Origin of the sequence: Lacinutrix himadriensis, assembly GCF_001418105.1 — a bacterium.
Taxonomy (GTDB): domain Bacteria; phylum Bacteroidota; class Bacteroidia; order Flavobacteriales; family Flavobacteriaceae; genus Oceanihabitans; species Oceanihabitans himadriense.
On sequence record NZ_LIQI01000025.1, the window covers coordinates 1 to 14,621 of the forward strand.

The following is a 14,621-nucleotide window of genomic DNA, read 5'->3' on the forward strand; positions in this document are numbered from 1 at the left end:
GCAAGCACTCACTCTGAACTTCATTTAAAGCTGTGTAAAGAGGAACATCATTCATTTGTCCATATTCACAAATGGCTTTAGAATCACTCTTATCGGTCTTTACTTTGGCTAATTTCATCTGGATAAATCGCTTTACAGATAAAGGGTTTACAACAGACACACATACTCCAGATTTATATAAAAACTGTGCCAACCTGTAATGATAATAACCTGTAGCCTCCATAACCACCAAAACACTTTCTGGTAAGCCTTTTATGAATTTCACAAAGCCTTTCTCATCATTTTTAAATTGGTCATGTCCTGTCTCTGAACCATAAACATCAAAGACATCTTTGCTAATGTCTAATCCAAAAATTTCACTATATTTATTCATAAGAATTGAATTTTGGAAAGAACGAGCTACTGATGTTTCAACAACTTGAAATCGAGATCTAAAGTCTCACAGAACTGAACGAAATATTAGTAGAAAAAGAGAGAGGATTATCAATGTTGTCGAAGTCTAATGCTTCACCGTGTATACTAATCTTATTTCTCTCTTTTGTTCTTTCTGATTTATATATCTTAATTTAATGTTTTATTTAAAATGTAAACTTAAGCCGTATATAATTTATTGCTGGCTTATTGCCTACTTGCGAAAGTCCTCGCGTACTTTCTTGGTCGATAATTATTTACTAAATTAGTTGCTTGAAACACGCAACAAATCATATACATCAACGTTGGCAACAATTTACTAACAGACAAACCATTATCTTCAATTAGTAAAATAATTCTGTCCAAATATTAAAATAAAATTACCTTTGAATTAAACTCAAGTAAAAATATGGAATATGACCTTTCGAGACTTAATGACAGAGAATTTGAAGCTTTAGGAGCATCAGTTATTGGTAAACTTTTAAGCAAAAGGATTGAGACATTCAAAGCAGGAAAAGATGGAGGTGTTGATGGTAGATTTTGGATTGGTAAAAAGAAAGAAGGAATTATCCAATGTAAGCATTATGTTGAGACAACATACAAAAGTCTAATTTCGAAATTAAAATCTGAGGAAGTAGAAAAGGTAAAAAAACTCAATCCAGAAAAATATATCTTTATTACTTCAAAGAAGTTATCAAGATTAAATAAGCAGGAAATAAAAGAAATATTCCAACCTTTTATTAAAAGAGATGATGACATTTTCGGAAAAGAAGATTTAAACGATTTCTTGACAAGAAAAGAAAACCAAGACATAGTTGAGCAAAATATTAAATTATGGATAACTAGTACTTCTGTGCTAGATTTAATTCATAATAATGCAATTAAAGGGAGAAGTGAGTCAACAATTCGTGAAATTGAAGAAAACTCATATAAATATGCTATTACAGAAAACCACAAAAAAGGATTAAGAATTTTAGAAGAAAATAATGTTATAATTTTAACAGGAGAACCTGGAATTGGTAAGACAACTCTAGCTGATAACTTAGCTCTTTATTATACTGCAAAAGGATATGAATTTTGCGATATTGAAGAAAATATTAGCGAAGCAGAAAGCTTACTTAGAGAAAAAGAAAAAAAGAAAATTTTATTTTACTGTGATGATTTTTTAGGTAGTAATTTGTATGATGCTATAAACAACAAAAGAGATTCACATATTGTCAAATTCATAAATAGAGTTTGTAAGGATAAATCCAAAAAATTTATCTTAACTTCTAGAACAAATATTTTAAATAAGGCTTATAGTTTGAGCCATAGGTTTCAAAATGGCAATATTCGAAATAATGAATTTTTACTTAGAGTTGAAAATTTAACAAAAATTGATAAAGCACAAATTTTATACAACCACATATATCATTCAAACTTGAATAAAGAATATCTTGACGAGATATATGAAGATAAAAGGTACAAAGACATAATAAATCATCGGAATTTCAATCCTAGAATAATTGAATTCGTAACAGATAATATAAGAGTTGGAAGTACACTTCCTGAAAAATATTGGCCTTATATTAAAAACAAATTAGAACACCCAGAAGATATTTGGGCAGATTATTTTCAGAATCAAACTGATGATTGTATTAGAGCATTAGTGTTTTTAACTGTATTCAATAACGGGAAAATATCAGAACAAGACCTTAGACGTTCATATAATACATTTCTTAAGATTCATACAGTTAACTTAGGAGATTCATCTGACAAAAGTTTTGAAGCTATTAGAAAACTAGCTACAAAATCATTAGTCAATAGAAATCAAATAGAAGAAAATAAATATGAATATGTTCTTTTTAATCCTTCAATTACGGACTTTATTCACAGTTCCTATTCTAATGAAAGTGAATTAATATCAAACATCTTAAAATCATTAGAAACAGAAACATCACTAAGGAATTTAAATACTATTTCGGTTTTCAGAAAAATTAACAAGCAGTGCTTAAAAGAAATTCAAGAAGATTTATTTGATTACTTTTTTGAACGTAAAATGGAAGAAGAAGATTGGGATTACTTAATACTACTTTCTTATTTAGATTTCTTTAATGAAAGTTTAAACACAAAGATTGAAGATTTTTTAAAAACCTTAGTAAACACTAACAATCCTAAAGGAAATAATTTATCTGAATTATTATCAATATTAACAGATTTTGATCCAGAAATAGAATTTGAAGATTTTAAGTTTTTATATAATTTTATAGAAGACTTTTTAGATGAAGACGAATTAATTGAACTTTTAAATTTTATAGATAAATTTGAAATTAATGACGAAAATATCCTTTCTCAAGTTGAGAATCACATCGAACTATATTTAGAAGATATTGTCAAAAATAACGATTTAGACATTGATTTCGGAAGTTACATTGATCGCCAAAATTATCCTGATTTTGACCTCGATAAAAAAGGAATTGAATCCGACATATCCACTACTTTAGATTCGTTTTTAGAAAATTTTAATGAAAAGGTTTTAGAAAAGATTGGTTTTAGTAATACAAACATTATATCTAGTTTGGATATAGATGATATGGCAATAACTTATCTAGAAAACGAAGATTATGAGTATGATAATGAAATGGGAGGAAGTTACAATTCGGAAACTTCATATGAGGATGATATAGATGCTATTTTTGAACGTTCATAATACGTAGGAATAAATAAAAAACTGTTGCCAACACCGTATATAATTTATTGCTGGCTTCTCGCCTACTTACGAAAGTCCTCGCGGACTTTCTTGGTCGGTAATTTTTACTAAATTAGTTGCTTAAACCACGCAACAAACCATATACAAACACGTTGTAAGTAATGCGAAAATCGTGCTGAAATTGAACATTTGAACTAAAAAACGCCAACGCACAAACAGCACATTTATTTTTTTTGCCAACGCGAAAAGCCAACGCTAAAAAAATAAAAGAGCTGTTTCTTGCCAACGCTCAGATAGGATTGAGGAAATCCGTAAAGCAATAAACAAAAAAATAAATACATTAGCCAAATTGAATTATTCTGTACACATTAGCTAAAGCTAAAAAACAAAAGAGCTATTTTTAGCAAACGCACAAAAGAACTGATAAAAAGAGAATGAATGGCATACCATAATAATGAAGATATTTTTGATGAAGAACCTATAGAACTGATAATAAGATTCGAAAATAAATCAGTAAATACTCTTGATAAACAGAATAAAGGAAGCTTTGAGGAATTAAAAAGATGGATTGAAAATAAAACAATAAAATGCTTCTTTCAAAAAAAAAACGAGGATGAACATAAAGTAGTTTTTCAAGTTGAAAATAAGCAAATAGAATTTGTTTTAAAATGGCAAGAGCAAACTTTCGACTATAAAACAATAATAAATCAAAAATCGAAAAATGTAATATCTGAAATTCAACAACTCAATTCAGATGAATATACTGTTACTGAAAATTGTTCAGTAAAATTGATTGACTTCAAAAAAGCCTATCGCTCACAAAGAGAATTAGAAGATTTATTTAGCAAAATATGCAATCTTGAAATTTCGCCAAAATCAGAAATTGAAAATCAGCAAGAAATTTGGGATAAATGGATTGAAGCTCAACAACTCATTCTTAATAAAAATTCTCAACCATTAGAAATAGTCAGATACGACCAACCTATAAATATTCACGAATCACTCTATCAATTTCGAGTTAAGTTAAAACAAGAAGAAAATCTAGAGTTTAAGAATATTGAAAAGACTATTTCAGAAGAACCTTTCAATTTAAACGAAAGAATAAATCCAGATGGAAGTCTGTTTTTGAGATTAAAAGATATTAGTGATGTACTAGATAGAGTTATCCAAAAAGATTTTACAACCATACTCGAAAGGAATAATCAAATTGCTTGTGTTCTTAAAATCACACCTTTTTCTATATCAAATAAAATTAGTCAAACATTTAACAATCGTTTTAGAGTTTCAAATAATAGCGATACAATTAGTGTTTACATAAATAATTTCTCTCAAAAAAAAGAAGTTATAGATAAAATGTTTTTAGAGCAATTTTACTTTAAAAGTTATGGAGCAGAATTTGAAATTGATTGGCATTGCAATATAAAATTAGATAAAGACTTAAATATTAGCGACAATTTACTCAGACGATTAAGACACAATGTTTTTTCACGAAAGCATAATGAAATTGATAGTCTTAAAAAAATGTACCAAGAATTAATCACAATTTTCGGAAAAGAAAAAGTTAAGTCAAAGGTATATTTACAATTCGACCAATCTAGAGTTAACGAACAAGTAACATTTGAAAACTCAACATTTAAAAACACTTTTTGGACTGAAATAAAACGAGAATTTTATTCATTCGATTTTGATACAAATGTTAGTGAATCACAACAAACTGTTGCTTTTGAATTTATAGATTATTCAGATTTAAAATTAAAATACGACAAAATAAAATCTTTAAATAGATTTAACATAATGCTCTCGGCATTAAATGACGATTTTAAATTCAAAGTAAAAATTGACATAATTGCTAAGAAATCTAAAAAAGAAGAGTTCTTAGATAAAACTAAACATCTTGCAGGTTCTGAGTTTTATATAGATAAAGGAGAAAATTTTGAATACAATAAAAGACAAGTTGCAATAGGTAATTTAAATGGCCGAAATTCAGACTTCAATTATTATGTTTTCAATTTACCATATAAATGGTCAGATGATAAACGTCAAACAGATAAGTTCTTCAAATTTATTGAAGAAAAACCTAAAATAAAATTTGTAACACCAAATCTAAGAGGCGACCAAGCAAAAATATCTTGGCTAAATGAAGCAATGAATAAAATTACTAATCCAAAAGAAGGATTAGACTTAAAACCAGTAAACGAAAAAATCAAGGATTTCATTTTTGATAGTTCAAAAGCTGAAGAAATATATAAAAACCTCTCTAAAGATGAGGAAGAATGGAATGAATTAAAAAGACACGAATTACTAATCTTAAACGATTCTCAAAGAAAAGCTGTTTTATCTGCTTTAAATTGTACAGATTTAGCATTGCTTCAAGGTCCACCAGGAACTGGAAAAACAACAGTAATTGCAGAAATGATTTGGCAAATGGTAAGAGTAAATCAAGAACAAAAAATTCTCTTAACCTCTGAAACAAACCTTGCTGTAGATAACGCATTAGAAAAATTACTCAACAAGAATCATACACTAGTAAAACCAATACGTTTTGGAAGAGCTAGTAAATTTGAGGAAGAAGGAAAAAAATATGCGTTTGAACGAATAATGAAATGGGTTGATGGAAAATTTGAAACTGATGATAATTATGAAAATGAAGTTTTAGAAGAAGATAATGTTGAAATAGTTGAAGAAGATTTTTACAATAATTCTGTACAATTATGGATGCGAAGAATTGCTGACAATTCTCAACAATCTAATTCAAAATATAGTGACATTATGAAAGATTGGGCTTTTGAAATGGCTCAGCCTGATAAAGAAATGAAAACCTTATTTAAAGATAAATACTTTAAATATGCAAATGTTGTTGGTAGCACAAGTAGTTCAGCCGGAAGTCCAAATTTTGGAGCGGATTATCAAAGAATTTTCAATGATTATGAAGGAGAATTAGAAATTGGACAATTATATAAAAAGACTAAGAACCTAAGCAAAAAATACAATGATTTTAACGGCAGATATCAAGGAATGAATCTATTCGATATAATCAAACCTATTGAATTTGATACTGTAATAACGGATGAAGCAAGTAAAGCAACACCGCCAGAATTATTATTACCAATGTGTTTTGGACGCAAAAATATTATAATTGGCGACCATAAACAATTACCACCAATGCTTCACGATAAGACTTTCAAAGAAACATTAGAATCACTTGAAACAACAGAAGCAAAAGAATTAGCATCTGAAATTAATAAGGACTTTGTAGAAACTTCTCAATTTGAAAGATTAATAATGCATCCTAAAGTTTCACCAACCATTAAATCTACATTTAATGAACAATATAGAATGCATCCAAAAATCAACAATGTAATCAAACAATTCTACTTAGATGAAGGTGGTTTAGAACCTGGAAAACCTATAAAGGAAAATGCAAATGACACCAATCTAAATAATCCATTTTCTAGACATCACGGATTTTTACTTAATAAGTTTATAAATCCAGACATCCATACTATTTGGGTTAATGTAGATGAACCAGAAGAATTAAGCGGAACATCAAGAATAAATAATTATGAAATTGAAGCTGTTGAGCTCGTCATAAAACTACTAAAAAAATCAAATGGATTTGAAGAGTATATGAAACATTGGCAAAACAGTAACGACCAAAATAAAGTTCAAGAAGAACAAGAAATTGGTTTAATTAGTTTTTATGGACATCAAGTATCAAAACTGAAAGAAGTTGCCTTAAAAGCAAGAAACAAATATGATATTCCAGTTCGATTAAATACTGTGGATAAATTTCAAGGTATGGAAAGAAACATCATTATTGTTTCAACAGTAAGGAGCGATAAAAAGATTGAAAACGGAATAACAAAAATGAATAAAGATATTGGCTTTGCTAAATCACCAAAACGATTAAATGTTGCTCTATCAAGAGCAAAACGATTATTGATTGTTGTAGGCAATAAAAATATGTTCTATAAATTTAAAGATAATGCTGGAATTCAAATTTACAAAAATGTAATTGACACAATTAAAAACGAAGGGATTGTTGTTGATTTTAGGGACTTAAAAAAAGAATTTGGAGATGACTAATGACTTAGAATACAACATATTTAAAGCAATAGAACAAGATAAAAAACTAACAGAAATATATCTTGGTTATAAACCTTTTGACTGGTTTTTTACAAAAGCAAAGTATTCTGCAACTTGTACAGAAGCAGTTGAATTTACATTGTTTGACAAGACTATTTGTGGTTTACTAAATATTGAAAACGCATTAAGTTTTGACGAAATAGGAAAAATTTTAGGATTTAACGTAACAGACAATCCATCTCAAAAAAAATATAAAGATTTTGCTGAATATGAAATCTTGAAAGATGCTTTACAAAGTTTAGAAGAATTTGAAATGATAACTACTGGAGATAATTCTTATTCTTATTGTCAATTGACAGATATAGGAAAGGAATATTTTCAAAAAGGCAAAAAATTTAAAGTCCATACAAATAAGCGATTTGAGTTATATTTTGACAACACAAATAATGACCATTCAATAGCAAAAGATAATTTTGAGTTTTTGAAAAGTGTTAATATTGAAGAAAACTCAATTAATTCTGCAATCAATTATGAAGATGAACAACTACTAAAATCATTTTCAGAAAATCAAATTCCTGAAATTTATAATGTTGAAAAAATGAATTCTTTTAAGGATTCTGTTCTAATCGAAAAAGAACATAAATCTGCTACTTTATATGCAGTCTTTTTGGTTGATGCAATTTCTGGAAAATATAGAACTCTTGTTTATGAAGAATATTCAAAAACAACTAATGATTACTTTTCTTCATATTTAAACGAAAACAAAGTAAGCGCAGACAATTTGTTTTTTCAAATTTTACGAAAGTATGGTATTTATCAAAATCCAAATTCTAATGATTTTTCATATCGAGAAGTAGTAATTAAATCTCAAAAAGAAATTGAAAGGATAATAGCTGAGGATAAAAATATTTCTGAAAAAATCGCAAAAAACATCAATCAACTAGAATTTATTGAACCATTTATGTTTATTGATAAATTAGATACAATTATCAAAAATTCAGAAAATGAAGTTTGGTTAATATTTAATAAAGTTTCAGGTTTACTAATTGAAACATTATCTAAAATTATTATCGACATAAAAGATAAATATCTTTTCATTTATCTTCCTGTTAGTGTTGATTTAGAAACTGAATTAGAAGAGTTTAAAAGTAAAGTTTCAGAAACTTTAAATTCATATTTAATAATTGGCAACATAGATGAATTTAACGTAATAACTGAAAACTCAAACAATACATCTATATATAAAAAAGAAATTTTTCCTTTAGAAATAAATAAAAAATCAATCAAATATCAATTCGTTAAAAAGTATTCAAATGTAGATATTAAAGAACATATTGACGTTTTTAGACGAGATTTTGCTGATGAGTATGTGGAAAGTATTAGTAATGAAATAGACTCTCTAATTGCCGAAAAAATAAATAGTGATGATTTATCTAATTATAGCATAGAAGAAATTGAGGATATTGATTTTAAAATAATCCCTTTTAATAAAGTAACTGAACACGATTTAATTTTAAGTGAAATTAAAGAAAATAAGATAGCATTACTAAATGCTGTAAAAAATGCAAAAAACGAGAAAATAGAATCCTTCATTACGTCAATGTTAGAAGAACTGAAAAGTTTAGAGTTATCTGAAGAAAGAAAATTTAAAACTTTACAATCAAAAATAAATAAAGAGAAAGAAAAATTTAAAGAGATAGAATCTGGTTTATTTTTAGAATTGGAAAAGAAGTTTTTACTTAAAGAGAAAGAGTTTGAACTAATAAAAAAGAGGAAATCAATAATTATTGACACAAATATTCTAATAGAAGAACCTAAAATAATTGATATAATTGGTTCGCTTCAAAATATTATTTTTTCTGCTAAAGTCATTGATGAACTAGATGGTTTAAAAAATAGAAGTGAAACTAAAGAAAAGGCACAAGAAGCAATTAGAGAAATCCGCAAACATCAAAAAAATAGAAATATAAGCTTCAATACAAGTAAAGTTGATAACTTACCTGATGATTTAAATAAAAAATCACCTGATAATATGATTTTATCTGTTGCATTGCAATACCAAAAAAGAAACCCTATTCTTTTAACTAATGATAAAGGTTTGCAGATTAAAGCTGAAATGCTAGAGATTCCAGCTAAAACAATTACTGAATTAACATCTTTACTTTCTCTTAGCAAAAGAAATAGAACCAACAATAGAAAAAAACGATAATATGTCTTGTTTTGAAACATCCACTTTCCTGAAAAATCCTCAAGTATTTAAAACAGAGGTTTTTATTGAAGCAGTTGAGAAATTTAACTGGGAATATGAAATTAAAAGTGATAATGAAGTTATTGTTACTAAAATACCAAATACAAAGCTTCACGGAGAATATGCAATAAAAATTAAAAATGGAACAGTAACCTATAACAGTTATTACCTGAAAAACGGAAAAGAATTAGTTAAAGAATTACAGAGTGAGTTTTTTACGTTGAATGTTGAATACGCAAAAAAAACAATCCTGACTGAATTTGAAAGTGTTGGGTTTACTTTAAAAAAAGATTATGACTTTGAACCAAATGAAGAAGTGAAAGAGAAGTTTTTTATGGTTGGTTATTCTAAACTAGAAAACGAAGATGAAAAACGAACTGAAATAGAATTTTCAATTCTAAAAGATGGTACTATAATTTCTGATTCAAACTATATTCCATATGATGTTCACGAATTAGCTGATAAAGCAATGGAAGGTATAGAAAGGTCATTCGGAAATACTAGAAGAGAAGGAATTGAAATTAAAAGGAAAGAAATACCTGTAAGATATAAAAACAAGTCTTACTGTAGTGCTTCAAATAAAATCATAGCAAAAAACTAAAATAATGGAAAAATCATTTGAAGATTTAAAATATATGCTTGATGCAAATTATCCACTAATTTATCTTGCATCGCCAGAATATGGTAGAATTATACAAAAAGTTCGAAGTACTGCTTATCGTAAAGGTTATACGTTTAGTACTTGGGATATTGTAGATGGATTACAAATTCATAACAAAGATGAAAATTCGAATAAATTAGATAAAGTTGAAAAGCATCCTAATAATGGTGAAACTAAAAACCCAGATTCATTTCTTGAATTTTTATTAAAAGGTAATAATGAGAATCAAGAATCAAAAGAGATTTTCATTATTGAAGATGCACATAAACAGTTTCGAGACGAAAAGTTTGTGGTTCAATTAAGAAAACTCACACAATATTTTAAAGTATTAAACAAACACTTATTGTTATTATCGCCATTTTTTAAATTGCCTATTGAATTAGAAAAGTATGTTACAGTTTTAAATATGCCTTTACCAGATAAAAACGATTTAGAAAAAAGACTGAAAGTAATAACAAAGGATGAAGTTATAAATGAAGATTTAAAAAACCTAATTCTTGATGCAGGTGCTGGATTAACAGATGTTGAAGCTGATTTGGCTTTTCGTTTAGCAAAAGAAAAAGTTGGGTTAAATAGTAAAGATGCAATTAAAATTATAGCAAGCGAAAAAGAACAAATAATAAAGAAAAGCGGTATTCTAGATTACTATCATACAACAGAAAATTTAGATTCAAGCGTTGGCGGTTTAGACAGTTTAAAAGTTTGGTTGAAACAAAGAAGCAAAGCATTTGAAAGAAAGGCGAAAGCGTTTGGTTTAAAAGAACCAAAAGGAATGTTGCTTTTAGGTGTTCCTGGAACTGGTAAAAGTTTAACAGCAAAGGCAATTGCTACAGAATGGAATCAACCATTATTAAAATTAGATATAGGCAAAGTATTTCAATCAGAAGTTGGTAGTAGTGAAAATAATATCAGAAATGCAATAATGACAGCAGAAGCAATTGCGCCTTGTGTTTTATGGATAGATGAAATTGAAAAAGGTTTAAGTACTGGTGGTGGTGAAAAAGATGGAGGAACAAATTCAAGAGTGTTTTCAACTATATTAACTTGGATGCAAGAAAAAACTAAACCAGTTTTTGTAGTTGCAACTGCCAACAATATAAGTAATCTGCCACCTGAACTTTTAAGGAAAGGTCGTTTTGACGAAATCTTTTTTATAGACTTACCAACAAGAAAAGAAAGAAAAAATATATTTGAGATTCATCTTAGAAAAAATAATCAATTAAATATAACTGACTTCAATCCCATAATTGAAGAATCTAAATATTTCAATGGTGCAGAAATTGAAGAAACTGTAAAAGAAGCAATGTTTAAGGCATATATTGAGAATAATGAAGAACCAGCTATTAAATTATCTCATCTAATTGAATCAGCCAAAGCGATTGTTCCGCTTGCAATTACTATGAAAAATAAAATTGACGGATTAAGAGATTGGGCATCAACAAGAGCTAGACCAGCAAGTTCTGATACAGATAAAGAAGATTTAAAGAAAGATGAAACTAAAACTCAAACATTGACAAAAAGAGAAAAGGAAGAAGATATATTTTAGAATACGAACCTTATGAAAATAGACTGACTGAAAACAAAAGGACTAAAAAGAATATGAATTGAATGAAAAGCCAACGCTCAAAGCCATACACATTCGCAATTCGCTACAGCCAAAGCTACGCCAAAAATTGCAAAAGAGTATGTCTTGCCAACGCTCACATTTGAACTAAATAAGAAACATCGGAAAAACAACCTGAATGAAAAAAGCACTACTTACAACAACGTGTATAAAACATAGCTACTACAGGCTTTTCGAGAGGTTTTTGCTTATTTACAAAGTACGCCAAATTTTTAATTTGGTTATATTTAGAAAAGAAAATTTAACATAAAAATTAAAAATTCGGCTTGTGCTAAATCCGAAAAGTTAGCGTTTATTTATACGCTACGTTTCATACACAAGACCGTTGTAAACAATGCTAAAATCACTCTACTCAAAATCCGAAATAGATTTAATTTAAAACCTGAAAAACAAATAAATGTTTAAAATATTGCAATATAATTTTCTTTCTCTAACTAGGTTCAAAATGGCTAAGTATCAATTTGCGCCTGAATATATCGGATTGATTTTAGTAGTAGGAATGTTTACAACAATGTTTCTTGGGATTACGTCTGAAGACGCATTAGTGATTGGCGAAATAAAAATTATAAATTTTAATATTATTGCATTATTCTATTTTATTGCACCAATTTTGAGTGATATTTTTATGTATAAGTTTTATGACCCAAATTATCAATATTTCAAATTACTGTATCCATTTAAAATTTCAAAAGTCATTTTTATTGACGTTCTTATTGAATTATTTAACTTTAAAATAGTATTCTTAATCTTTTTTATCATTGCTTATATCCCTTTTTGTTTAACATATGATTTAATGATTTTTGAAAAAACATCAATTACAGGTTTTTTTTTAATAATTACAGCTTATATAAATTCTTGTTTACTTGTTAGGCTTTTAAAAGACATACTTAAAAATAAAGTGAATAAATCTCATAAAAACTACCTAAAACTATTTACTCTTTTATTATTTGTACTAATAACGTATAATGAAAACGTTAATTTGATAGACCTAAACAATTATCAAACTATATATTTATTGTTTAAGATTTCTATATCATTAATTATCCTTTTAATAATTTCGTTATACTTAATAAATGTAAAATATGATAAAGTTTAAATTAATCAATTTTGCAATTATTTTAAAAACAAATTTGATAAGCTTATCTTTTATAGATATTATCATTTTTAGTTTTTTTATTAATACAAACTATTTTTTCTCTTTCCCCGAAATAATAAAAATTTCTATTTCTATTTTTTTAATACAACAAACTTTATTAAATTATAAATACACTGAATTCCTAGAATATATTTTTTTTATTTCAGGAGCAAAAGTCAAGAAATTAATTTTAATAAATTTCTTTATAAATAATTTATTTTTTTTATCAATATCTTTTTTTTTAAAGACTATTGAAATGACTACTGTTCAAGCTATTAGTGAAAATTTTTTTATTTTAAATTCATTAATTCTCATTTCGTTTTTATTGAAATTTATAATTCCAACTCATTACATAAAACATTCGTTTTTCAGAAAAGTAATTAATATAATTTTGTTTTATTTTTTATTTGGCTTAGTTAGTATAGGTTTAGGTTTTCCAGTTATTGGGTCTATACTAGTACTAATTATTTTCGTTACTTTAATTAATATTTTCAACCGAACTTTAAACTTAGATGATAACAATTAAGAATTTGACAAAAAAATATGGCTCAAATATCATTTTAAATGATATTAGTATTCAATTTAATAAAAATATATCATTTCTATTTGGAGATAATGGCACAGGGAAATCGACTCTTTTAAATATTTTAGCAGGAGCTCTTAAATATAACTCAGGTTCAATTTATATAAATGACAAGGAAATAGATTTTAAGGACAATTCTTATAAAAGGAATATTGGTTTTTTAATAGATTACCCTACATATCCGACACAATTTACTGTAAAGGAATATATCAGTTTATTAAATTATATATATAGAAATGACACAAAGTTACAGAAGTCATATCAGGAAAATTTAATTACCTTTTTCGAATTAGATAAGTATCAGAATTTACAAATCTCTGAACTATCGACAGGTTTTGTAAAAAGAGTCAAACTTTTAGCAACTATGTTACATAATCCGAATTTATTCATTTGGGACGAACCTTTTTCTGGAATTGACAAGAATTTCATTCCTAAACTAGTAAATAAGATTAAAGCACTTTCTTTAGAAGAAAATAAGTTTTTTTTAATTACAACTCACATTTCTGAAATTAAATCTTTTGATTTCACCAATAGTTCTGAGTTTATATTAGAGAATAAAAAAATTTCGCCCGATAATAAGTAATTTAAATCAAGTTACTATTTGAAAACTAAAAAACGCACAGTTTACAACACCGTATATAATTTATTGCTGGCTTCTCGCCTATTTACGAAAGTCCTAGCGGACTTTCTTAGTCCGTAATTATTTACTAAATTAGTTGCTTGAAACACGCAACAAACCATATACAAACACGTTACATAAAATACCTCCGAAAATCGCAACTCCTATCAAAACCGAATTTCTAAAAAATAAATTCCTCGGAATTTCCATCACTCAAACTCTGAATAGTTGCTTACTCAAACTCTGAATTTATCATAAATTGGATTCTCACTCTTGCGGAATTTCTTACTCTAACGGATTTTAGAGTTAGTTTGCGGAATTATTAAATCAAAGGTAAAGATTGATCACTCAAACTCGGAATAAACCACTCTTGCTTCAAAGATCTAAGCAAACGTGATTACTCAAATGTGTCGGTAAATTATGTAACAACGCATAAAAAAAATTGCTATATTGAGAACTAAATTTAAAAGTCGTTGCACTTTTGCTACATCTGATTTTCCTACGGAAAATCCTTGCACGCAAAAACGCAACTCTTTTTATACAAGACCGTTACATAAAATGAGTC

At 27.3% G+C, this 14,621-nt stretch carries 8 protein-coding genes; 7 read left to right on the forward strand and 1 reads right to left on the reverse strand.

What is annotated here, in order from left to right:
• The coding region (locus tag AMD28_RS13120) for an IS110 family transposase (RefSeq protein WP_152975609.1) at positions 1-373 on the reverse strand (373 nt) is incomplete at its 3' end.
• 447 nt (positions 374-820) lie between these two features.
• On the opposite strand from AMD28_RS13120, the gene AMD28_RS13125 reads away from it, so the two are divergent.
• The 7 genes from AMD28_RS13125 to AMD28_RS13160 all read left to right on the forward strand — a co-directional run bounded on the left by AMD28_RS13125 (position 821) and on the right by AMD28_RS13160 (position 14,020).
• Positions 821-3,100: an nSTAND3 domain-containing NTPase gene (locus tag AMD28_RS13125; RefSeq protein ID WP_055444607.1), complete on the forward strand. Its 2,280-nt coding sequence runs from the start codon at positions 821-823 to the stop codon at positions 3,098-3,100.
• Between the two features lie 438 nt (positions 3,101-3,538).
• Positions 3,539-7,186 (forward strand): AAA domain-containing protein, encoded by a 3,648-nt coding sequence (locus tag AMD28_RS13130; protein ID WP_055444608.1) that lies wholly within the window; start codon positions 3,539-3,541, stop codon positions 7,184-7,186.
• Entirely contained in the window at positions 7,179-9,395 is a 2,217-nt protein-coding gene (locus tag AMD28_RS13135) for a PIN domain-containing protein (RefSeq protein ID WP_055444609.1), read from the forward strand. Before AMD28_RS13130 ends, AMD28_RS13135 begins: the two co-directional genes overlap by 8 nt.
• A gap of 1 nt (position 9,396) precedes the next feature.
• Positions 9,397-10,035: a hypothetical protein gene (locus AMD28_RS13140; RefSeq protein WP_055444610.1), complete on the forward strand. Its 639-nt coding sequence runs from the start codon at positions 9,397-9,399 to the stop codon at positions 10,033-10,035.
• Positions 10,036-10,039: 4 nt separating this feature from the next.
• Positions 10,040-11,641, forward strand: coding sequence for an AAA family ATPase (locus AMD28_RS13145; protein WP_206542242.1), 1,602 nt, complete (start codon positions 10,040-10,042; stop codon positions 11,639-11,641).
• Between the two features lie 523 nt (positions 11,642-12,164).
• The gene (locus tag AMD28_RS13150; protein ID WP_055444611.1) at positions 12,165-12,815 is read left to right on the forward strand and encodes a hypothetical protein; all 651 of its coding nucleotides are present in this window, start codon (positions 12,165-12,167) and stop codon (positions 12,813-12,815) included.
• A 551-nt stretch (positions 12,816-13,366) separates the two neighbouring features.
• Complete coding sequence (locus AMD28_RS13160; protein ID WP_055444613.1) at positions 13,367-14,020, forward strand: ATP-binding cassette domain-containing protein; 654 nt, start codon at positions 13,367-13,369, stop codon at positions 14,018-14,020.
• Positions 14,021-14,621 lie beyond the last annotated feature (601 nt).

Bases quoted from the DNA above. Each gene is read 5' to 3' on its own strand.
- AMD28_RS13130 (WP_055444608.1), top strand. From the start codon at position 3,539: ATGGCATACCATAATAATGAAGATATTTTTGATGAAGAACCTATAGAA.
- AMD28_RS13125 (WP_055444607.1), top strand. From the start codon at position 821: ATGGAATATGACCTTTCGAGACTTAATGACAGAGAATTTGAAGCTTTA.
- AMD28_RS13145 (WP_206542242.1), top strand. From the start codon at position 10,040: ATGGAAAAATCATTTGAAGATTTAAAATATATGCTTGATGCAAATTAT.
- AMD28_RS13135 (WP_055444609.1), top strand. From the start codon at position 7,179: ATGACTAATGACTTAGAATACAACATATTTAAAGCAATAGAACAAGAT.
- AMD28_RS13140 (WP_055444610.1), top strand. From the start codon at position 9,397: ATGTCTTGTTTTGAAACATCCACTTTCCTGAAAAATCCTCAAGTATTT.
- AMD28_RS13150 (WP_055444611.1), top strand. From the start codon at position 12,165: ATGGCTAAGTATCAATTTGCGCCTGAATATATCGGATTGATTTTAGTA.
- AMD28_RS13160 (WP_055444613.1), top strand. From the start codon at position 13,367: ATGATAACAATTAAGAATTTGACAAAAAAATATGGCTCAAATATCATT.